Genomic DNA, 22,369 nt, shown 5'->3' on the forward strand with positions numbered 1-22,369 from the left:
TCAGAACCGGTGGCGTGCCGCCGCGAGATCTACGCGGCCGTCCCGCACGGGCACGCCTTCGAGTTCCAGCTTCGCGATCTGGCGGTGCGCGAGATGCGCAGCCGGACGACCGCCGGCGCCCAGCACCCGGTGCCAGGGCAGATCCGCGGAATCGGTGCGCATGATCCAGCCGACCGTCCGTGGGCTCGACAACCCGGCGGCTGTGGCGATGTCGCCGTAGGTCGCCACGCGGCCGGGAGGAATCGACGCGACCAGTTCGCGCACGCGTTCGACCTGCTCCTCGGTTGTGGCGGGCATCAGAGGAGCGTGCGGATGAGCTGAGCCACCTCGTCGGGCCGGGCCTGCGGGACCATGTGGTCACAGTCGAGATCGACGGCGGTCAGCTGTTCACCCAGATGGTCGGTGAGGGCGCGTCGGAACTCGGGCGTGACATACGGCGGCTGCACCTTGGCCGCCTGAACGAGAACGGTGGGCAGGTTCGCCGGCGGAAGGACGGCGGGACGCGCTAGTTCGCCCCAAGCCGCGACGAGCGCCGGTACGGACATTCGCCAGTTGACCCGGCCGTTCGCGAGAGTGATCAGGTGCTCGGCGATCTCCGCTTCGAGTACCTCGGCGTCCACCTCACCCCAGGAACCGTGCATCTTCTCGGCACGTGCCTCGTCGACATCGGTGTAGTCGGGCGACGAGATCGTGTCGTCCGCCGCCGATCGCATCTTCTCGGGATCCAGCCCGATCGCCGGATCCAGCAGGAGAAGACCCCGGACCTGTTCGGGGAGTGCCCGGGCTAGGTGGAGAGCCAGCGCGCCGCCGAACGAGTGGCCCACGACCAGAACCGGACCCCGTGCGTGAGTACGCAAGGTGTCGATCACGCACGAGACGTGCGATTCGAAATTCCATGGCGGTGACCAGCTGGACCGGCCGTGACCGAGCAGGTCGGGCGCGATCCAGCGCGCGTCGGGGATGTGGTCGGTGGCCAGGGCCTGCCAGCGCTTGCCGTGACCGGTCACTCCGTGCAGAGCAAGGATCTCGGGACCGTCTTCGGCGCCGAACAGATAGGTATGCAGTGCTGACACGGATCCATGATGCCGGATCGGGCCGACGGGCGAGATGTCGGACCGTTCTGATGGAATGCCCGCATGACGGATTCGACGGTGCGCACCAGGACGGCTGCTCCTCGTGCCCGGCTCGTGCACCGTCGTCGGCCCGAGCAAGCACCCCGGGTCTGGGACGAATCGACGAAGCGCGTCTTCGCCACCACTGCACCGGGTGTGGGCTGGAATCCCTGGCAGGTACTCGGCGGTCCGGGAACGGGCAAGACGTCACTGCTCGTCGACGTGGCTGTCGACCGCATTACCGGTGGAGAAGATCCCGAGCACGTGCTGGTCCTCACCCAGTCGCGGCGGGCGGCAGGCCGTCTGCGTGAGGAGATCACCGCGGCGCTGCTCGGACAGGGCGAACAGCACGGTGCCCGTGCCACGCGCGAACCACTCGTGCGGACCGTGCACTCCTATGCCTTCGCAGTCCTGCGACTCCAGGCGGCAGCACACGGAAACCCGCCGCCGCGCCTCATCACGGGCGCCGAACACGACGCGGTGCTGCGCGAGATGCTGCACGGCGACATCGCCGACGGCGCCCACCTCTGGCCGGAGCGGCTGCGTCCCGCCCTGGGGCTGGGGGGATTCGCGGTCGAGGTGCGGGATCTCATGCTGCGTGCGAGCGAACGTGGGCTCGGCCCGGAGGATCTCGTCGCGCTGGGGCGTCGGCACTCGCGACCCGAGTGGGTGGCTGCCGGAAAGTTTGCCGCGCGATACGAACACGGCATGCTGCTGCGAGGGGCGGTCGGTGTGGAGGCTCCCGAGGCCACGGCCCCCGCTCTCGACGCCGCCGAGCTCATCGGTGCCGCACTCACGGCCTTCGCCACCGACCCCGACCTCCTGCGGACGGAACGTGCACGCGTCCGCCACCTCCTGGTAGACGATGCCCAGCACCTCGATCCCCAGGCGGCGGAGCTGGTCCGCCTCGTGGGCACCGGCACCCGGACCACCGTCGTCGCAGGCGATCCGGACCAGTCGATCTACGGCTTCCGTGGAGCGGATCCCGCATTCCTGATCGGGCTCGCGGACAAGGGTGACGAGCGTCAGATCGTTCTTCCACTCAATTTCCGCAGCGCCTCCGAGGTGGCGGCGACGTCGGCACGCATCACTTCCCGGCTGCCCGGCCGGTTGCCCCACCGGACGTGGGTTCCGTCGAACGACGGCGGCCGAACGTCCGTGCATGTACTGAGCACACCCGCCAAGGAAGCCGCGGTCATCGCCGATACCTTGCGCCGCGCGCATCTCCTGGACGGGATCCCGTGGTCCGACATGGCCGTCATCGTGCGCTCGGTGCCCCGTGCCCTGGCTCCGCTCCGGCGGGCACTTCTCGGTGCGGGAGTGCCGGTCACAACACCCGCGTCCGAGTTGCCGCTGGCCCGCAGGCACGGCGTGTCCGGTCTGATGCTGGTGCTCCGCGCGTTGTCGGGTGAGGAATTCACCGGTGAGGACGCGCTCGCTCTGCTCGCCGGACCGATCGGTGGGGCCGAACCAGTGGCTCTCCGACGGCTCCGGCGCGGTCTGCGTCGCGCAGAACTCGCCTCCGGCGGTGACCGCGACTCGGCAGAGTTGCTGCGCCTCATCCTGACCGGGGAGACCAGCAGTACCCGCAAGGTCGTCGCCAAACTCACCGATGTGGAGGCGGCCTCCCTCAACAGAGTGTTGTCCGTACTCCGCAAAGCGCGTGCGCAGCTCGACCGCGGACGCGGTGTCGAGGAGGTCCTGTGGGCTGCCTGGCAGGCGACGGGACTGGAACGACGCTGGGCGTCGGCGTCGGCGCGGGGCGGCCCCATCGGTGCGCAGGCAGACCGCGACCTCGACGCCGTGGTCGCCCTGTTCGACGCCGCCGCGGGGTATGTCGACCGGTTGCCGCGCGCTCAGCTCGCCGGATTCGTCGACTATCTCACCGGCCAGGCCATCCCGAGTTCGTCGCGAACCGCTTCGGTAGTGCCGAGTGACGCGGTGACGGTGCTGAGCGCGCATTCCGCGGCGGGTCGTGAGTGGGACGTGGTGGCGGTCGCAGGCGTGCAGGAGGGGTTGTGGCCGAGTCTGCGGACGCGCGGAAGCCTGCTCGGAACCGAGGCGCTGATCGACCTCGTCAGTGGAGTGTCCGACGGCACTGCGGAGGCGGCCGATCGGCTGTCGCGCACCGCACCGCTTCTCGCGGAAGAACGCCGTCTCTTCCTGGTCGCATGCAGCCGGGCACGGCGGAGTCTGCTGGTGACCGCCGTCGACTCTGCCGGGAGCGACACAGATCTCGTTCACTCCCGGTTCGTCGACGAACTACTTGTCGGAGCGGACGGCGCGGATGTCGCGGACGCGGTGGTACCGGTGACGGATCCGTCCACCCGGGTCCTTGCCCTGCCCGCACTCGTCGCCGAGTTGCGCGGAGTGGTGTGTGATCCTCGAGTGTCCCGAGACGACCCGGATCGGCAGCGCCGGGCTGCTCGTCAACTGGCCCGACTCGCCCGGGCCGGTGTCCGTGGCGCGCATCCGGACCAGTGGTACGGCACGGCCGAGCCCAGTACCGCCGTGGCGTTGTGGACGGAGGAGGACGGACCGGTGTCGCTGTCACCGTCCACCGTGGACCTCCTCAATACCTGCCCGCTGCGCTGGCTACTCGAACGCCACGGCGGATCCGACGGCGACAACACGCACGCCATCGCGGGAACGCTCGTGCACACGCTGGTGCAGGCGCTCGCCGGGCGCATACCGGCGGATCAGGTGGAACGGGCCCTCGAAGACGCCTGGGACTCCATCGATCTGGGTTCACAGTGGTATTCGCGACGGGAACTCGCACGCACCCGGGACATGCTGGCCACGTTCACCGCATGGCTCGGCACTACACGGTCCGAGCTCACCGAGGTCGGTGTCGAGGTCGCCGTCGACGGTGTGCTGGAGCCGAGGGAGGAGGGTGCGCCGGCGATTCGACTGCGTGGACGCATCGACCGGCTCGAACGTGACGCCGAGGGCAGGCCCGTGATCGTCGACGTCAAGACCGCTCGTGCGCCCGTGAGTAAGGAGGACGCGCAGCAACACGCGCAGCTCGCGGCGTACCAGGTGGCGGCCGCCGTCGGTGCGATCGAGGGCGAACCGGCGTCGAAACCCGGCGGGGCCCGACTCGTGTTCGTGGCCAAGCCGCACAAGAAGGAGGGCGCTACGCAACGTGTGCAGGCGCCGTTGTCTGACGAGGACGTCGACACCTGGCTGGCCGTCATTTCCGCCGCGGCCGCCGCCACCAGGGGGCCACAGTTCCTTGCCCGCGTCAATGACGGTTGCCGGCACTGCCCGGTGCGGACGAGTTGCCCAGCGCACGACGAGGGCAGGCAGGTGACGTCCGAATGACAGCGCACATCGACCCGGTGGAACTCGCCATCGGACTCGGTCAGCACCCACCCACACCGGAACAGGCGGCGGTCATCGCCGCCCCCCTGGGGCCGACGCTGGTCGTCGCCGGCGCCGGAGCCGGAAAGACCGAGACGATGGCTGCGCGGGTGGTGTGGCTCGTCGCCAACGGATTCGTCGACCCGGAAGCGGTACTGGGCCTCACCTTCACCCGCAAGGCTGCTCAGCAGCTCACCAGTCGCATCCGGAAAAGGCTTGCCCGGCTGGCGGGTTCGGATCTTCTTCGGCGGGTCGATCCCAGTGGTGAGCTGAGGTCCAAGCTCCTCGCCGGTGAGCCGGAGGTGAGCACCTATCACGCGTACGCCGGGCGGCTGCTGTCCGAGCACGGGCTGCTACTGCCCATCGAACCGTCGGCCACCTTGTTGTCGGAAACGGAACTGTGGCAGCTCGCTCATCGCGTGGTCAGTTCGTGGGACGGCGACCTCGACACCGACCGGAATCCTGCGTCGGTCACCGAGGCCGTGCTGGCGCTTTCCGGACAATTGGCAGAGCACCTCGTCGAACCCGAGGATCTTCGGGAGGCGCACACCGAACTCGACAAGCTTGTGCACACACTGCCGGCGGGACCGCGCCAGCGAGGCGGGCCGGGTAAGGAATTGCTCGACATTCTCGACACACAGCATCGGCGGGTGGAACTTCTTCCGCTGGTGCACCGCCTGGCGGAGACGCTCCGGCGGGAGGGCGCTCTCGACTTCGGCAGTCAGATGTCGCTCGCGGCACGTGTGGCGTCGGACCACCCCGAGGTGGGGCACGCCGAGCGTGCGCGCTTTCGGGTGGTGCTGCTCGACGAGTACCAGGACACCGGGCACTCCCAGCGTGTGTTGCTGTCGTCATTGTTCGGCGGCGGCCTCGACGGGCGGCTCGCCCTCACCGCGGTCGGTGACCCGATGCAGTCGATCTACGGTTGGCGTGGCGCGTCGGCGGCCAACCTTCCGAGGTTCGCCACCGATTTTCCGCTGCCCGACGGCACACCGGCGCCGACACTGGAATTGCTGACCAGTTGGCGGAACCCGCCCGAGGCGCTGGCGCTCGCCAACCTGGTCTCGGCGCCGCTACGGGAGCGGGGAGTGCAGGTCAGTACGCTGCGGGCGCGGCCTCAGGCTGTTCCGGGCGATGTGCGGCTCGCGTTGACCGGCGACGTGGCCGAGGAACGTGCGTGGGTTGCCGACCGTATCGCCGAGCAGTACGCGCAGGCCTCGAGCAGGGGAGAGGATCCACCGACTGCGGCGGTACTGATCCGGCGCAACGCCGACGCCGCCCCGATCGCGGAGGTGCTGCGCTCGCGCGGGCTTCCCGTCGAGGTGGTGGGCCTCGGTGGCCTGCTGCACACTCCCGAGGTGGCCGACGTGATCGCGATGCTGCGCGTGGTCGCCGACCCCATGGCAGGCAGCGCTGCGGTCCGGTTGCTGACGGGTGCGCGGTGGCAGATCGGGGCTGCAGACCTGACGGCGTTGTCCCGGCGAGCGAGGGAGCTGGCCATCGGAACCGGATACGGCACCGCCGGCGCCGTCACCGACTCCTCGGCACTGGCGGAGGCGGTCGAGGGCGCATTGCCCGGCGAACAGGCCGAGCAGGCCGGGATCGCCGACGCGTTGGCGGATCCCGGACCAGCCGAACGATATTCACCGGTGGGGTACGCGCGCATCACCGCAGTCGCAGCCGAGCTGGCATCCCTGCGTGAGCGGATCGGGCAGCCCCTCACCGAACTCGTGGCCGAGGTGGAACGGGTACTCGGCATCGGCATCGAGGCGCAGGCCCGGACCCGCACTGGCGCGGGAACAGGCGCAGGGCGCGAACACCTGGACGCCTTCGCGGATGTCGTTGCCGGATACGCCAGCCGGTCCTCGGCCACCATCACCGGATTGCTCGCGTTCCTTTCCGCGGCCGAATCCGTCGAAAAGGGATTGGCGCCCGGCGAAGTGGAGGTCGATCCGCACCGCGTCCAGGTGCTCACGGTGCACTCGGCGAAGGGGCTCGAATGGGAAGTGGTGGCGGTGCCCCATCTCACCGCAGGCGTGTTCCCGTCACGGACCGCGACCGGAACCTGGCTCGGCGCGCTCGGTGAATTGCCGCCGTCGTTGCGCGGCGACCGCGCGCGGATGGGAGAAGCCGCAGACGGCGTACCGGTTCTCGATCTCGAAAACCTGTACAGCCGCAAGGATCTCGAGGATGCGGTGAAGTCGCACAAGGCGGCCCTCGCGGCACGCAAACTCGACGAGGATCGCCGGCTCTTCTACGTTGCGCTCACGCGGACGGAGCGGGTGCTGTTCGCTTCCGGTCATCACTGGGCGGAGTCGGGCAGCGAACCGAAGGGCCCGTCCGAGTTCCTCACCGAACTCCGCGACTCGATCGCAGACGAGACACACGAGGGTCTCGGCGTCGTGGACGTATGGGCGCCCGCACCCGACCCCGAGGCGCAGAATCCGCTCACCCGAACCCCCAAAGCGGCAGCGTGGCCGCCGGACCCGCTAGGTCTGCGACGTGAGTCGGTCGAACACGGTGCTTCCCTGGTGCTCGCGGCGCTGACCGAAATCGGCGATGCGTCCCTGGAAGGCGAAGAAGACCCCGAGAACTGGGCGGCCGACGTCGACGCGCTCCTCGCTGAACGCGAAGCCCGCGCGCAGGCTCGCCTCGAAGTGGTTCTGCCTGCGCAGCTGTCGGTGAGTCAGCTGGTCGAACTCGAAGCGGACCCGGATGCGCTGGCTGCGCGGTTACGCAGGCCACTTCCGTATCCGCCGAACCCGCTGGCACGGCGAGGGACCGCGTTCCACGCCTGGGTGGAGCGCCGGTTCGGGGCGACCCGGCTGCTCGACCTCGACGAACTCCCGGGGGCGGCCGACACCGATGCAGGACCGGACACGGACCTGGTGACTTTGCAGGACGCATTCCTGCGTTCGTCGTGGGCTCATCGCAGTCCCATCGAGGTGGAGGTTCCGTTCGAGACGGCGGTGGCAGGGACGGTTCTGCGGGGGCGGATCGATGCGGTGTTCGCGGACCCGGACGGCGGGTGGACGGTGATCGACTGGAAGACCGGAGCGGAGCCGAGTGCCGACAAGGAGAAGGCAGTGGTGATGCAGCTCGCCGCGTATCGGCTTGCCTGGGCCGAGCTGATGGACGTACCCCTGGAGCGTGTGCGGGCCGCGTTCCACTACGTCCGCACAGGCCGCACGATCGCGCCGGACACCCTGCCGGACGCCGACGCTCTTGCCGGCCTCATCCGCACCGCCGGCGCGGACGAGGAAGCGCGTCAGGCCTGACGGCGCACTTTCAGGGCCTCGGTGACCAACGGGATCTGCAACGGAAGGCGCAGCAGCACACCAGTTTTCTGCAGGCGCGACGTCTCGGTGCTCTTCAGCCAGTCGACGGCCATCGAGATGTTGGCCGGATAAACCGCAAGGAAGAGAAGCGCGGCCAGTCCGCCGCCGATCCGGCGGGTTCTCGGTACCACGAGCGCCGCACCCACCGCCAGTTCGGCCACACCGGACGCGTAGGTGTACGTCCGCGGGGCGCCTGGGAGTCGCTCGGGAACGATCGCGTCGAAGAACTTGGGGGTGACGAAGTGAAGCACGCCCATGCCGAGAAGCAGGGCGGCGAGTCGGAGCGCGGGCGTGCGGCCGGTCCGGGAAAGGGTGCTGTCACGTTGCATGACGACAGCTTGCCCGAATCACTCCCGGCACGACAGCGAGACGCCGCTGTGACGATTGAGCGAGACGCCGCTGTGACGATTGAGCGAGACGCCGCTGTGTCCCTTCATGGAGAATCGGGGTTAGGCTGCCAGCCGATGTCGGAGTTCTGTGCCCAGTGGAGACGAATATATGGCCGGTAGGCTACGTGCGAGATTGAACAGGTCGGACACCTTGACGGACCGGCCGGACTTCGCACTGGTGGGTGTCCTCAGGATTCCCCAGTTGCAGACCAGTCCTGCGCGGGCGATCTACCGCCGAGTGGCGATCGCTCTCGCCGCTCTGGCCCTGGCCGTCCTGATCGTCTACATCGATCGCGCCGGGTATCGCGACGCCCAGGACAACGAGTTGTCACTGCTCGACTGCGTTTACTACGCCACGGTGTCGCTGTCGACGACGGGGTACGGCGACATCACCCCGTTCACGCCGTCGGCGCGACTGATCAACGTTCTGCTCATCACACCCCTTCGAATCTTCTTCCTCATCGTCCTGGTCGGTACGACTCTCTCCGCACTCACGGAGAGTTCCCGCCAGGCGTTCAAAATCCAGCGCTGGAGGCAGCACGTGCGCAACCACACGGTCGTGATCGGTTACGGAACCAAGGGGCGCACCGCGATCGACGCGATGCTCGGCGACGGGGTCACCCCGTCGGACATCGTCGTCGTCGACACCGATCAGGCGGTCCTCGAATCGGCGGCAAGCAAAGGGCTGGTCACCGTCCACGGTTCCGCCACCAAGTCGGATGTCCTGAGGTTGGCGGGGGCCCAGAATGCGGCGGCCATCATCGTGGCGGCCAACCGCGACGACACCGCCGTTCTCGTCACCTTGACGGCACGCGAGATCGCGCCGCAAGCGAAGATCGTCGCGGCCATTCGAGAGTCGGAGAACACCCACCTGCTGCGGCAGTCGGGCGCCGACTCGGTGGTGGTGTCGTCCGAGACCGCGGGTCGGCTGCTCGGCATCGCGACGACCACTCCCAGTGTCGTCGAGATGATGGAGGATCTGCTGACTCCGGAGGCTGGCTTCGCGATCGCCGAACGGGCAGTGGAACGCGACGAGATCGGCGGTTCACCGCGGCATCTCGCCGACATCGTCCTGGGTGTCGTCCGGGACGGGCGACTGGTGCGGGTCGGCTCCCCGGAGGTCGATTCGGTGGAGGAGAACGACCGGTTGCTGTACATCCGTAGGGTCGCTAATTGACCGGCAGTACTGTCGACGTGTGACTGCATTCCGGTTGAACGAAACCCCGCTCCTGTCGCGCTCCGCGGTCGGCCGCGCCGAAGAATTGCGTTCGGACACCGACGCCCTGCGAACGGGATGGCAGGATGCGGTACTTCTGCGGGTCAACCATCGCGGTCAGGTCCGCGTCGACGACGACGGCCTCGTGTTCGGAGCGGCAACCGAGCTCGGTCCGGAGCCCGTCCGCGGTGCGGTGTTTCTGGGCATCCGCAAGGACCGGCACGTCTGGGCGGTGCGCGTGCAGGCCATGACCGGCGAGCTGGCCGACCTTCGCGTGGTTGGCGGAACGCTCGACGATGCGGATGCCGGCGTGCTGACCGGCGCGATCGCGATGTTGAACTGGCACGACAGTGCCGGTTTCAGCGCCCTCGACGGCGCTGCGTCGGAACCGACGATGTCGGGTTGGTCACGAATTTCGACCAGCACCGGGCACGAGGAGTTTCCGCGCACCGATCCCGCCGTCATCTGCCTCGTCCACGACGATGGACACCGGGTGCTTCTGGCACGGCAACCCACATGGCCGCCGCGCCGGTTCTCGATTCTGGCCGGCTTCGTCGAGGCGGGGGAGTCGCTCGAGACGTGTGTGATGCGCGAGATCAAGGAAGAAGTAGGTCTCGAGGTCCGCGACGTGCAGTATCTCGGTAGTCAGCCGTGGCCGTTCCCGCGGTCGGTGATGATCGGCTTCTCTGCCGTCGGCGATCCCGACGCCGCGTTGATCTACGCGGACGGCGAGATCGCCGAGGCTCGCTGGTTCACCCGCGACGAGGTGCGCAGTGCACTCGAGTTCGGTGACTGGGCATCCGACGCCGACGCACCCCTGCTGCTCCCCGGCTCGATTTCCATTGCCCGCGGAATGATCGAATCCTGGGTGGGATCAGACGGGGCGAAGGCCTAGACCCCGAGTGCCTTCTTGACCTGGGACAGGGACGGGTTGGTCGCGGTGCTGCCGTCGGCGAACTTGACCGTGGGGACGACGTGGTTGCCACCGTTCACGCTACCGACGAACTCGGCCGAAGCCGGATCCTCCTCGATGTCGATCTCCACGTAGCCGATGCCGGACTCGTCCAGTTGCTTCTTCAAGCGGCGGCAGTAGCCACACCAGGTGGTGGAGTAGATGGTCAGGGCCTTGTTGTCTGTAGCAGTCACGGCGCATATAACACCACGGCCGAGTGAAGTGTTCCCATGCGGCTCTTCCACCGCTGCGCGGGGTGTCGGTTGTCCCTGCCATGATGGACGCCATGTCAGCAGGTGCCCCCGAGGTGACGAGTACCGGCCTCGATCCCGAACAGTCCGCGGCCGTCCTCGCGCCTCGTGGTCCGGTGTGCGTGCTGGCGGGCGCGGGCACGGGAAAGACGCGGACCATCACCCGAAGGATCGCTCACCTCGTCGCCAGCGGACACGTCGCGGCGGGACAGGTACTGGCGGTCACGTTCACGGCCCGGGCTGCGGGGGAGATGCGAGGCAGGCTGAGGAGCCTCGGAATCGGTGACGGCGGCACCCAGGTGCAGGCGCGCACCTTCCACGCGGCCGCACTGCGCCAGCTGAGGTACTTCTGGCCGCAGGTGGTCGGGGACACCGAATGGCGGCTGCTGGACCGAAAGTTCGCGGTGGTCTCCGCGGCGGCCGGCCGGGTCGGGTTGTCCACCAGTACCGAGAGTGTTCGGGACCTGGCAAGTGAGATCGAATGGGCCAAGGCGTCACTGATCGCGCCGGAGGACTATCCGCGCGCGGTGGCGAAGGTGCACCGCGAGGCACCTGCCGACGCCGCCAAAGTGGCCGAGGTGTATCACGGTTACGAGCAACTCAAGGCTCGAGGCCAGGATGCGATGCTGCTCGACTTCGACGACCTCCTGCTGCACACCGCGGCCGCCCTGGAGGAGCATTCGGCGGTAGCCGAGGAGTTCCGGGACCGGTACCGGTGTTTCGTGGTCGACGAATACCAGGACGTGACGCCACTGCAGCAGCGGGTGCTCGATGCATGGCTCGGTGAGCGGGACGATCTCACGGTCGTCGGCGATGCCAACCAGACCATCTACTCGTTCACGGGCGCCACGCCCAACTATCTGCTCGACTTCTCGCGACGGTTCCCCGAAGCCACCGTTGTCCGCCTCGAGCGCGACTACCGGTCGACCCCCGAGGTGGTCTCGATGGCCAACCGGGTGATCGGCGCGGCGCGGGGCAGGATCGCTGGTACGCGGTTGCAGTTGATCGGCCAGCGGAAGTCGGGGCCCGAACCGACTTTCGCTGAGTTCGATGACGAGCCCGCCGAGGCCGCCGGAGTGGCCCGTGCGATCAAGCGGCTCATCGCCCGCGGAACGCCTGCCGCGGAGATCGCGGTGCTGTACCGGATCAACGCCCAGTCCGAGGTGCACGAGCAGGCCCTGACCAAGCTCGACATCCCATATCAGGTCCGCGGCGGCGAGGGCTTCTTCACGCGGACCGAAGTTCGTCAGGCCGTATCGGCACTGCGTCAGGCGGCCGGCCGCGACGACCTGCCCGATGCGGTCGGTGCCGACCTCGTCACCCTGGTGCGTGCCGTGCTGGTGCCGCTGGGTTTGACCGACACGGAACCTTCCGGTGCGCAGGCCCGCGAGCGATGGTCCTCGCTGTCCGCGCTCGTCGCTCTCACGGAGGAACAGCTGGCGCAGGATCCCGATCTGACGCTCGAGGGACTGCTCCGCGAACTCGGCCTTCGCGCGGAGGCGCGGCACCCACCGGTGGTACAGGGCGTCACGCTGGCGTCGCTGCATGCCGCGAAGGGACTCGAGTGGGATGCGGTGTTCCTGGTAGGTCTGACGGACGGCACCTTGCCCATTCAGCACGTGCTGGGCGATGCCAACTCGGCCCCCGACGAGGCCGCGATCGAGGAGGAGCGAAGGCTTCTCTATGTCGGGGTCACCCGTGCGCGCGAACACCTGCAGATGTCCTGGGCGCTCTCCCGCAACGAGGGCGGCCGCAAGAGCCGTCGGCGCTCCCGGTTCCTGCACGGGCTGATTCCGGAAGACTCGCCGGCGTCGCGCATCGCCGCTCCGCCCCAGAACGCGAAGAAGCGTCCGCGGTGCCGACTGTGCGGGAAGCCACTGATCGGTACCACGGCCACGATGCTCGGACGGTGTGAAGGCTGCCCGTCGAATGTGGATGTGGAACTGCTCGATTCGCTGAGGTCGTGGCGGCTCGAGAAGTCCAGGGAGTTGAAGGTGCCCGCGTATGTGGTGTTCAGCGACAACACGCTGACGGCGCTCGCCGAACAGCGCCCGCAGGACGACCGGGGACTTGTTGCGATCCCCGGGATCGGCGCCAAGAAGCTCGAACAGTTCGGTGAGGATGTGCTCGGCGTGATCAGGTCGAGCGGTTCGCCATGACGGCCCTCCGTCCGCAGGCGAACAAATGGCGCATCGCCGCAGGTCAAAAATAGGTTGTGCGGATATGGAATTTTGCCTACTGTGGTTTCAGCGCACGGGGGGACTCGTGCAGTTCACATCGGTTCGACAAGAAATGGAGGTGGCCCCGACATGAAGTTCTACTCCGTACACAAGACGGCAGTCGCTGCCACCTCTGCGTTGCTCGGCATGAGCGCGACGGAGGCGGCACCGGCAATTGCCTGGTCGGCATCCCGTCGTCGTCCCGCAGCAGCAGCCGAGTCCGTGTCGCGGAGTTGTCGAGGAATTCCTCGCTAGAACACTCCCACCGTCTTTCCAAGGCCACGGACCCGCATCGCGGACCGTGGCCTTCGTAGTTCGAGCACTTTCCTCGCTCGCAGCCTCGGCTCTGGTTCGCACCTTGTACATCGAACCGACAAACGACCGACGCACTGAGAGCAGAGGAGAACGACGTGTCTACCGTGACATGCCGAGGGGTATCCGAAACCTCAACCGCCACAAGCGGATTTGTTGACATTGTTTCCACTCGACGGGATCTGCCCTGCCGGGCCGACGATCCGGACCTGTGGTTCGCGGATTCCCCCACCCAACTGGAGCAGGCCAAGGCGCTGTGCGCGTCGTGTCCGATCCGGTTGCACTGCCTCGATGCAGCGCTCGATCGGGGCGAGCCGTGGGGCGTCTGGGGCGGCGAAATCTTCGATCAGGGAGTCGTGGTCGCCCGTAAGCGTCCTCGCGGCCGCCCGCGCAAGGCGCAGACTCTGGTGTGTGCCTGACGACCGAGTGCATGACAACGGCGTCCGCCCGGGAACTCACACGAGTTGTCTGGGCGGACGCCTGACGTCGTTCAGCGGACGGTGGTGCCGTCGCCCTCCTGCGTCGGATCGTCGAATCCGGGTAGCCACCGCGTGAGGATCGCCATATAGGGTGCGTACGCATCGAGCTGAGCGCAGATACCTACCGAGCCGACGAGGACTCGGAAGATCATGAGGTACTCGGGTGGCAGACTCAGGGCTCGGGCCGTCCGGAACTGTGCGCTGTTGAAGTCCGTTGCGGTGCCGGCAGCCTTCTGTAGCCAGGCACGGGTGAAGTGGAAGGATTCGGTCCGAATCGGATCCGTCAGCGGACGCAGGTAGTCGGCGATCTCCTTGTCGGTTACTGTCCGACCGGGAAGAACGAATCCGTTGGCGTGCAGCAACTCCGTCAGCTCGTCGAACTGCTCGTGCAGTGCCAGACGCACCATCGTGCCGAGGACGGGAGGCAGGCCGTCGGGAAAGGGTGCGGCAGCGCCGAAGTCGATGACGCCGAGCCGACCGTCGCTGTGCAACATGAAGTTTCCCGGATGGGGATCACAGTGCAGCAGTCCGACCCGCGCGGGGGAGGCGAAGTGGAATTCGGCCAGCAGAGCACCCGCAGTGTTGCGTTCCGCGGGTGTTCCGTCGGCGATGATGGCCGAGAGCGGCTTCGCGGTCATCCACTCGCTCACTACCACCTTGGGGGAGCTGGCGACGACATGCGGGACCGCGAACTGCGGATCGCCGTCGTAGACCTTGGCGAACCGGCGCTGATTGTTCGCCTCGATGCGGTAGTCGAGTTCCTCTTCGGTGCGGGCAGTGAACTCGTCGATGACGGGACGCACGTCGACGCCGGGCATCACCGACGCAAAGAGACCCGCGAAACGTCCGAGGGTCTTGAGGTCTGCTCGCAGGGCCTCGTCGGCCCCCGGATACTGCACCTTGACGGCGACGTCCCGGCCGTCGGCCCACACGGCGCGATGTACCTGTCCGATGCTGGCCGAGGCGGTCGGCGTGTCGTCGAAGGACATGAACCGCTCACGCCATTTGGTACCGAGCTGCTGGTCCAGCATTCTGTGCACAGCGCGTGCAGGAAGGGGAGGAGCCTGCGCCTGAAGTTTGTTGAGCGACTCCCGGTAGGGTTCGGCGAACTCCTCGGGGATCGCCGCCTCCATCACACTGAGGGCTTGACCGAGCTTCATGGCCCCGCCCTTGAGTTCACCGAGTACGGCGAACAACTGCTCCGCTGCCCGTGCGTTCAGCTGCGCGTCGATCTCCACCCGGTCGCCGCCGGTCAGCTTCCTGCCGAACCCGACGGCGGCACGACCGGCGATCCCCAAGGGAATGCTCGCGAGTTTGGCGGTGCGGGCAGAACTCCTGCGGGGGATGTCGGACACTCCACCATCATGACGGAAGACGGCTCGATTCGCCCACAGCGGGTGCCAGGTACGCACAGCTGCAGGTCACCTGCCTCGGCCACCTTCGGGTCACCAGTCGGTGAGCGCCGAGGTCGATCTCGAGGGTCGCGTCGAGGCTGGCAGGTGCATGCCCGCGAGGAGAGGACAGGACGACCTCGAGTTGCCCCAGCGCCACGGCAGCGGTCGCCATGATGACCGCGGGGCTTGCATGCCCCACCGTGCCGAGGAGTTGTGCGGCCAGATGCGGCCAGTCCTGGTCGTAGGCCGAGCGAAGCAGATCAGCGCAGCGGAGACAGCTGGTGTGACCGGGGAGAACGAGGGGACCTACGACTCCTCGCCCGTCACGTACCCGCACGGGGAGGTGGGGGATCCCGCTGCGGACGAGATCGGCGACCAGTCGCGGCTCGGCAACCAGATCGTCGGCGAGCACGGCGCAGGTGGCGTTCCACCGTCGCACGTCGCCTTCTGCGGAATAGCGGGACGACCGCGAGACGCGGATGCCGGCATCGGTCAGTCCGGCCGAGACTGCGTCCGAGAGCGGTCCGCGACCGTGCACCCGAACCGTATGGGTCTCGGCGGCGTCGGGGGAGTCCGTGACGTCGAGCAGTCCTGCCCTGTCGAGGTCCCCGAGAAGCTTCGAGAAGTCGGTGGGCGACATACCGCTTTCGACCGCCGTCCAGAGCACGTGCGGTCGTGAGGTCTTGCCGTCGAGTAGTCGGAGAATTGCCAGGAGTTGCTCAGTGAGGATTCCGGGCGGCGGCTCGAGGATCAGAGCACGCTCGGGATCCCAGCCGAACTGGACGCGGCCGTCGGGGCGGGTCAGTACCGCGATGCGAGGGTCGAGAGTGGGGCCGATGGGACGCGGATGCTGGACGGTCACACGCAGAGCGTGTCACGACGCATCCGCGCCCCTACCGGTCCGACGACGGTTATCCACAGGACGAAATGGCGGCTGACCTGCCGACTCTCGGCCGCACCGAAATTTCGGACACGGCGACTTTCAGGAGGTCGGTTCGTCGCCCGCGCCGGAATCGCCGCGCTCGGCTTCCTCGGCTCGCTCGCGCGCTTCGGTCGCCTCGAGCTGCGCCATCGGATCGTCGAAGTTTCCGCTCTCCCCACCGCCGAGGACGCGATCGACGAACATGCCGGGATTGTCGAGGTCGGACGAGTCCGGCAGCAAGTCGGGGTGAGCCCAGACACCGTCGCGGGCGTCGATGGTGGACTCCGAGGTGAGACGGCTCCAGAGCTGGGCAGCCTCGCGCACCTTGCGGGGGCGTAGTTCGAGACCGACGAGGGTCGCGAATGTCTGCTCTGCGGGTCCACCGCTGGCACGTCGGCGCCGGAGTGTCTCGCTCAACGCCGCGACTCCGGGCAGGCGGTCGTTCAGTGCGGCGGACACGACCACCTCGACCCACCCCTCGATGAGGGCGAGCAGGGTTTCGAGACGCTCGAGGGCCTGCTTCTGCTCCGGCGTGGTCTGCGGTTCGAATGCGCCTTGCTGGAGGATGTTCTCGAGCTGCGAGGGGTCGGTCAGTGCGGACGGGTCGAGTCCCTTCGCCATGTCTTCGATGGCGGAGAAGTCCATGGTGATTCCGCGCGCGTACTCCTCGACGGTGGCGAGGAGTCGTTGCCGCAGCCACGGGACATGGCTGTAAAGGCGCTGGTAGGCGGCCTCCCGGGCGGCGAGGAAGACGAGTATCTCGCGGTCGGGCTGTTCGAGGCCCTTGCTGAACCTTTCCACGGCGGCGGGAAGAAGTGCTCCGGTACCGGCCGGGCCGAGGGGCAACCCGATGTCGGTGGAGGTCAGCACCTCTTTCGACAGCTGGCCGAGAGCCTGGCCCAACTGTGACCCGAACGCGAGACCCCCCATCTGGCTCATCATGCCGAGCATGGGCCCGGCCATCTGCTTCGCCTCTTCGGGTAACCCTTGTACCCACATTCCCGACACCTTCTCGGCGACGGGATCACACAGCCGCTTCCACGTGTCGAGGGTGTTGTCGAGCCAGTCGTTGGGCGTCCACGCGACGGTTCTCGTCGCTCCGGCAGGCAGGGTCGTCGCCGCATCCAGCCACAGTTCCGCGAGGCGCGACGCGTCGGCGATCGCCTCCGAATTACCCTTGGTGATCGGTGTGACCGACCCCATCTGCTGGCGCGCGAGCTTCTTCGCGATCTCGTAGTTGACCGGCCCGGTCTGCTCGCCCGAACCCATCGACGACCCCATGCCGCTCAGCATCTGACCGAATTGAGTGAGCATCTGGCCGAGGGCCGCCGGATCGAAATCACCCGAGGGGAAACCACCCGCCCCGAAACCGAAGTCCCCGGGGCCGCCCGCATTCTTGGCGCTGTCGGGCCCGGACTGGTCTCCCTTGTCCTTGTCACGGTCGGGATCGTCGTCGGAGTTCGAGAAGCCGAACGGCATATTGCTCATGACTCAACGGTACAAGGCCGACAGTCCCGGGGTCCCTCTCCGCGTCACGCTGACGGCGAACACGCCCGCGGTCGCGCGGGGTGACGGCGGCTGCGCGCTCTACCCTGGTCCAGGTGAATCGACGGATAGTGACACTCCTGGCTGCCCTTGCCCCGATCGTGGTGCTCGGAGTGCTGGGAACGGTCATCACGGTGCCCTATGTGGCCCTCGGTCCCGGCCCGACCTTCAACACGCTCGGCGAGGTGGACGGCGAAGAGGTGGTCGCCATCGAGGGGGCCGAGGTGGACGACACCACCGGACATCTCAACATGACCACCGTGGCAGTGCGCGACAACCTCAACGTGTTCGAGGCTTTCGGCCTGTGGGCCAGCGGGCGCCAGGGAATCGTTCCCCGCGAGGAGGTGTACCCGCCGGACAAGTCGAAGGACGAAGTGAAGCAGGAAAACGATGCAGACTTCCAGCAGTCCGAGAACAGCGCCGAACTGGCGGCCCTTCATTTTCTCGACAAGCCGGTGGTGCTCGAGATCGCCAAGGTCGGCGAGGACGGCCCGTCCAGGGACATCCTGAAGCAGGGCGACAGGCTCGTCAGTGTCGCGGGCACACCGGTGTCCACGGTAGGTGACGTCCAGCAAGCCGTGGCCGACACCGCGCCGCAGACGGAGGTGCCGGTCGTGGTGGTCCGCGACGGCGTCGAAACTTCCGTCCCGGTGGTCCTGGGCGCGCGCCCGGACGACGGGTCGAAAGGCTATCTGGGCATCACTCCGGAGGAGTCGCCGGACGTCCCGTTCACCGTCGACTTCAATCTCGCCGACGTCGGCGGCCCGTCGGCGGGACTGATGTTCGCGCTCGCGCTGATCGACAAACTCAGCCCGGGTGAACTGAACGGCGGCAAGTTCGTTGCGGGTACCGGCACGATCGACTCCGACGGAGACGTCGGGCCGATCGGCGGTATCAAGTACAAGCTGATCGCCGCGAGCGAGGCAGGCGCCGAGACGTTCCTCGTTCCCGCGATGAACTGCGACGAGGCGCGACAGGGTGCTCCCGACGGGCTGCGGTTGGTGAAGGTCGAGAACCTCGACGGGGCGGTCGACGCACTCGCGGCCGTCAACTCCGGAGCCGACGCCCCCCATTGCTGAGACCGGCCCGGCTAGTCGTCTGCTGAGACCGGGTCCGGCCTAGTCGTCGTCCTCGGCTGCATCGAGGGTGGCGTACAGGGCGCTGACGAGATTCGGTGCCAGATTCTCGTATGTCAGCAGCTCGATCGGCGCGTAGGGATCGGCGTCCTCGTCGGGTCGCAGCTGCATCAGGCACAGCGACGGTCCGTCTCGCAGTACCGCTGCGATCAATCGGGCGGATCGACGGTCGGGATGGGACTCGGCGGCGGCCCGCGCGGCGTCGTCGGCGGCGTCCCGATCGGACAGCAGGGGTACCAGTGCCTCGTCGAGGTCGGATTCCGCCTCGGGCGGCAGAATGACGATTTCCTGCACGAGCGCGCATCCCGCCACCGATTCCGGCCAGCTGGTGGTGGCGAGGAACTCGTCGAGAGCGCGTGACCCGCCGGAAATGTCGTCGGGGAACGGATCTTGTTCTATAGGAGTCAATTCCGCACCGTCGGCCAGCTGGTCGAGCAGGCTGGGTTCGGCGGCGGCGAGAAGCTCGGTCGGGACGAGTGCGAACATCTGCGGGGGCTGGTCCCACCCTCCTGCATCGACGAATTCGACGACCTCGCGCACACAACGGGCAAGGGCGTCGGACTCCGGGTTCACATTCTCTTCACTCACGGACTCATCTTCGCACCCTCCGAGGAGGACCGGCGGTCGCGTCCGCCCGTTGTTACGTAGAGTGGGACGAAACGGTCACGCCCACGCAGTTCGGGTGTGGACGGCAGAACGGTGCAGTTGATCGCGGCGCGTCAGCGTCGCCGAGTCGTTGGAGTGTGGCACGTGGGCATGCGGCCCCCCGCAGGATTACCGTCGTTGTCCAAACGCAGTCGAGTGCTGCTGGTGCTGGCGCTTGTCGTCGCTGCCCTGCTGCTGGTGGGCCCTCGGCTGATCACTACCTACACGGACTGGTTGTGGTTCGGTGAAGTCGGCTTCCGCGGCGTCTTCACCAAGGTGCTCGTCACCCGGCTGCTCCTCTTCCTCGTGGTCGGCCTGGTGGTCGGCGGAATCGTCTGGCTGGCACTGCTGCTCGCGTACCGTTCGCGTCCCGTGTTCGTTCCGGTCTCGGGGCCGAGCGATCCGGTGGCGCGGTACCGGACCACAGTGATGACGCGTCTGCGCCTGTTCGGGTTGGCCATTCCGATCGCTGTGGGCCTTCTTGCCGGGCTGATCGCGCAGTCGAGCTGGGTCACCGTGCAGTTGTTCATGAACGGTGGCGCGTTCGGGGTCACCGATCCCGAGTTCGGGCTCGACGTCGGTTTCTACACGTTCGATCTGCCGTTCTATCGTTTCGTTCTCAACTGGCTGTTCGTCGCAGTGCTGCTCGCCTTCTTCGCAAGTCTGGTGACGCACTACATCTTCGGTGGGCTCAAGTTGGCCGGCCGGGGAGGTGCGCTCACCAATGCGGCCCGTGTCCAGCTGGCCGTGCTCGCCGGTACCTTCATCCTGCTCAAGGCGGTCGCCTACTGGTTCGATCGCTATTCACTTCTGTCGAGTAGTCGTAAGGAACCCACCTTCACCGGCGGTAGCTACACGGACATGAATGCAGTGCTGCAGGCGAAGCTGATCTTGCTCGCCATCGCGGTGATCTGTGCCGGCGCCTTCTTCGCGGCGATCGTTCTGCGTGACCTCCGCATCCCGGCCATGGCCACCGCGCTTCTCGTGCTGTCGTCCATTCTGGTCGGCGCCGTGTGGCCGCTGGTCGTGGAGCAATTCTCGGTGCGTCCCAACGCGGCCGACAAGGAGAGCGCGTACATCGAACGCAACATCGCGGCCACCCGGCAGGCGTACGGCATCACCGACGACAAGGTCGAGTACAAGGACTATCAGGGGTACGGCACACAGCCGCCACGAGACGTACCGGCAGACGTGTCCACCATCGCGAACACGCGCCTGCTCGATCCCAACATCCTGTCCCGGACGTTCACGCAGCAGCAGCAGCTCAAGAACTTCTACGGCTTCCCACCGTCGCTCGACATCGATCGGTACGACATCGACGGCGAAGTGCGTGACTACATCGTCGCGGCGCGTGAACTGTCGTCGAAGAGCCTCACGGGTAACCAGACGGACTGGATCAACAAGCACACCGTCTACACCCACGGCAACGGGCTGGTCGCGGCGCCGGCCAACCGGGTCAACGCCGCCGCGGGCGAATCCGCCGAGGAGGCCGCCAACAGTAACAGTGGCTACCCGGTGTACATGGTCAGCGACATCGCGTCGCAGCAGGCCGGGAACCAGGTCATCCCGGTCGAACAGCCGCGTATCTACTACGGCGAGGTCATCGCGGACACCGATGCCGACTACGCCATCGTCGGTGGTGCAAACGGTTCCGATCCTCGCGAGTACGACACCGACCAGGCGCGGTACCGCTACACCGGGGCCGGGGGTGTTCCCATCGGGAACTGGTTCAACAGGCTGGCCTTCGCAGCCAAGTACACGGAACGCAACATCCTGTTCTCGGGTGCCATCGGCTCGGATTCGAAGCTCATCTTCAACCGTGATCCCCGCGAGCGTGTCACGCATGTGGCACCGTGGCTCACGGCCGACGGGGATTCGTACCCGGCGGTCATCGACGGGAAGATTGTGTGGATCGTCGACGCATACACCACGTTGGAGAACTACCCGTACGCGCAGCGCAGCTCCCTCGACGGACTCGTCGAGGACAGTATCGACCAGAACACAGGTCGATTGCTTCCGCGGAAAGAGGTCTCATACATCCGGAACTCCGTGAAGGCCACCGTCGACGCGTACGACGGAACCGTCAAGCTGTACCAGGTGGACGACAACGATCCCGTCCTCGACGCCTGGATGGGAGTGTTCCCCGGGGCCGTGGAAGCCAAGGACTCGATTCCCGAGGAACTGGGCGCGCACTTCCGTTACCCCGAGGATCTCTTCAAGGTTCAGCGCGAAATGCTGGCCAAGTACCACGTCGACGACCCGAAGGAATTCTTTACGAACAACGCCTTCTGGTCGGTGCCGAGTGATCCCACGATCGACACGAGCGCCAATCAGCCGCCGTACTACGTCCTCGTGGGCGACCCCGAAACCGGGAAACCCTCGTTCAACCTGACCAGTGCGATGGTGGGTTACAGTCGCGAGTTCCTGTCCGCCTATCTGTCGGTCAAATCGGATCCGGAGGACTACGGCAAGTTCACCGTGCTCCAGTTGCCGACGGATACCCAGACCCAGGGTCCGCAGCAGACACAGAACTCGATGATTTCCGATCCGCGGGTGGCTTCGGAACGAACTCTGCTCGAGCGTTCGAACAAGATCCAGTACGGCAACCTACTGACGTTGCCCATCGCCGACGGCGGAATCCTGTACGTCGAGCCGATGTATACGGAGCGGAGTTCGACCGGCCAGAACACGTCCACGTTCCCACAGCTGTCGCGGGTTCTCGTGAGCTACCGCGAGCCACCGCCGAGTAACAGCGTTCGCGTCGGCTACGCCCCCACGTTGGCCCAGGCGCTCGACCAGGTCTTCGGTGCGGGCACCGGTGCGGTGGCCACGGCGCCCAGCGCAGCAGAGAGCACACCCCCTGACCCCGACGGGGGCACGCCGCCGGCCAGCCAGGGCGGGGCACCCGCACCCGCGGCACCTTCGCCGCCGCCGTCGTCAAATGTTGCGGCCGCCGTCGCCGAGCTGGATGCGTCCCTGGATGCGCTGACTGCGGCTCAGCGCAGCGGTGACTTCGCCGCATACGGCGACGCCCTCGCTCGCGTACAGCGGGCGGTTGCCGCCTACGAGGCCATCCCCAAGTAAGCCTCACGAAAA

Annotated in this window: 16 protein-coding genes; 8 read left to right on the forward strand and 8 right to left on the reverse strand. The window is 67.1% G+C overall.

Features of this window, described 5'->3' with window-relative positions; genetic code table 11:
- The gene (locus GFS60_RS26960; RefSeq protein WP_159925945.1) at window positions 1-297 is read right to left on the reverse strand and encodes an MGMT family protein; all 297 of its coding nucleotides are present in this window, start codon (window positions 295-297) and stop codon (window positions 1-3) included.
- Entirely contained in the window at window positions 297-1,073 is a 777-nt protein-coding gene (locus GFS60_RS26965) for an alpha/beta fold hydrolase (RefSeq protein ID WP_159925947.1), read from the reverse strand. Before GFS60_RS26965 ends, GFS60_RS26960 begins: the two co-directional genes overlap by 1 nt.
- Window positions 1,074-1,136: 63 nt before the next feature.
- On the opposite strand from GFS60_RS26965, the gene GFS60_RS26970 reads away from it, so the two are divergent.
- Together GFS60_RS26970 and GFS60_RS26975 are read left to right on the forward strand one after the other, a co-directional pair.
- Entirely contained in the window at window positions 1,137-4,436 is a 3,300-nt protein-coding gene (locus tag GFS60_RS26970; protein WP_159925949.1) for an ATP-dependent helicase, read from the forward strand.
- Complete coding sequence (locus tag GFS60_RS26975) at window positions 4,433-7,753, forward strand: ATP-dependent helicase (protein ID WP_159925951.1); 3,321 nt, start codon at window positions 4,433-4,435, stop codon at window positions 7,751-7,753. The genes GFS60_RS26970 and GFS60_RS26975 overlap by 4 nt, the downstream gene beginning before the upstream one ends.
- On the opposite strand, the gene GFS60_RS26980 is transcribed toward GFS60_RS26975, so the two are convergent.
- Entirely contained in the window at window positions 7,744-8,142 is a 399-nt protein-coding gene (locus GFS60_RS26980; protein ID WP_159925953.1) for a DoxX family protein, read from the reverse strand. The two genes, GFS60_RS26975 and GFS60_RS26980, sit on opposite strands and share 10 nt — an antisense overlap.
- Window positions 8,143-8,311: 169 nt before the next feature.
- Between GFS60_RS26980 and GFS60_RS26985 the strand changes: the two genes are divergently transcribed.
- Window positions 8,312-9,379: a potassium channel family protein gene (locus GFS60_RS26985; RefSeq protein WP_109331193.1), complete on the forward strand. Its 1,068-nt coding sequence runs from the start codon at window positions 8,312-8,314 to the stop codon at window positions 9,377-9,379.
- A 19-nt stretch (window positions 9,380-9,398) separates the two neighbouring features.
- Window positions 9,399-10,313 carry an NAD(+) diphosphatase gene (nudC, locus tag GFS60_RS26990; protein WP_159925955.1) on the forward strand — a complete coding sequence of 305 codons (915 nt, stop codon included), beginning with the start codon at window positions 9,399-9,401 and terminating at the stop codon, window positions 10,311-10,313.
- Here the strand turns inward: nudC and GFS60_RS26995 are convergent.
- A complete protein-coding gene (locus GFS60_RS26995) occupies window positions 10,310-10,564 on the reverse strand; it encodes a mycoredoxin (RefSeq protein ID WP_109331191.1) in 255 nt (84 codons plus the stop codon). The genes nudC and GFS60_RS26995 overlap by 4 nt on opposite strands.
- A gap of 80 nt (window positions 10,565-10,644) precedes the next feature.
- Here GFS60_RS26995 and GFS60_RS27000 point away from each other — a divergent pair, with 80 nt between their 5' ends.
- Both GFS60_RS27000 and GFS60_RS27005 read left to right on the forward strand, forming a co-directional pair.
- Complete coding sequence (locus GFS60_RS27000) at window positions 10,645-12,780, forward strand: ATP-dependent DNA helicase UvrD2 (RefSeq protein ID WP_159927576.1); 2,136 nt, start codon at window positions 10,645-10,647, stop codon at window positions 12,778-12,780.
- Between the two features lie 449 nt (window positions 12,781-13,229).
- Window positions 13,230-13,571 carry a WhiB family transcriptional regulator gene (locus tag GFS60_RS27005; protein WP_328799835.1) on the forward strand — a complete coding sequence of 114 codons (342 nt, stop codon included), beginning with the start codon at window positions 13,230-13,232 and terminating at the stop codon, window positions 13,569-13,571.
- A gap of 71 nt (window positions 13,572-13,642) precedes the next feature.
- Here GFS60_RS27005 and GFS60_RS27010 read toward each other — a convergent pair whose 3' ends face one another.
- From GFS60_RS27010 to GFS60_RS27020, 3 genes are all read right to left on the reverse strand, one after another.
- The gene (locus GFS60_RS27010) at window positions 13,643-14,986 is read right to left on the reverse strand and encodes an ABC1 kinase family protein (protein WP_159925957.1); all 1,344 of its coding nucleotides are present in this window, start codon (window positions 14,984-14,986) and stop codon (window positions 13,643-13,645) included.
- 7 nt (window positions 14,987-14,993) lie between these two features.
- A complete protein-coding gene (locus GFS60_RS27015) occupies window positions 14,994-15,887 on the reverse strand; it encodes a hypothetical protein (protein ID WP_159925959.1) in 894 nt (297 codons plus the stop codon).
- A gap of 120 nt (window positions 15,888-16,007) precedes the next feature.
- On the reverse strand, window positions 16,008-17,435 hold the full coding sequence (locus tag GFS60_RS27020; protein ID WP_159925961.1) for a zinc-dependent metalloprotease: 1,428 nt from the start codon (window positions 17,433-17,435) through the stop codon (window positions 16,008-16,010).
- Between the two features lie 113 nt (window positions 17,436-17,548).
- Here GFS60_RS27020 and GFS60_RS27025 point away from each other — a divergent pair, with 113 nt between their 5' ends.
- Complete coding sequence (locus GFS60_RS27025) at window positions 17,549-18,571, forward strand: YlbL family protein (RefSeq protein WP_201453460.1); 1,023 nt, start codon at window positions 17,549-17,551, stop codon at window positions 18,569-18,571.
- Between the two features lie 39 nt (window positions 18,572-18,610).
- Here the strand turns inward: GFS60_RS27025 and GFS60_RS27030 are convergent, their stop codons facing one another.
- The gene (locus GFS60_RS27030; protein ID WP_159925965.1) at window positions 18,611-19,216 is read right to left on the reverse strand and encodes a PPA1309 family protein; all 606 of its coding nucleotides are present in this window, start codon (window positions 19,214-19,216) and stop codon (window positions 18,611-18,613) included.
- Window positions 19,217-19,378: 162 nt separating this feature from the next.
- Here GFS60_RS27030 and GFS60_RS27035 point away from each other — a divergent pair, with 162 nt between their 5' ends.
- Window positions 19,379-22,357, forward strand: a complete 2,979-nt coding sequence (locus GFS60_RS27035; protein ID WP_159925967.1) for a UPF0182 family protein — start codon at window positions 19,379-19,381, stop codon at window positions 22,355-22,357.
- Window positions 22,358-22,369 lie beyond the last annotated feature (12 nt).

Origin of the sequence: Rhodococcus sp. WAY2 (assembly GCF_009859915.1) — a bacterium.
Lineage (GTDB): Bacteria > Actinomycetota > Actinomycetes > Mycobacteriales > Mycobacteriaceae > Rhodococcus_F > Rhodococcus_F oxybenzonivorans.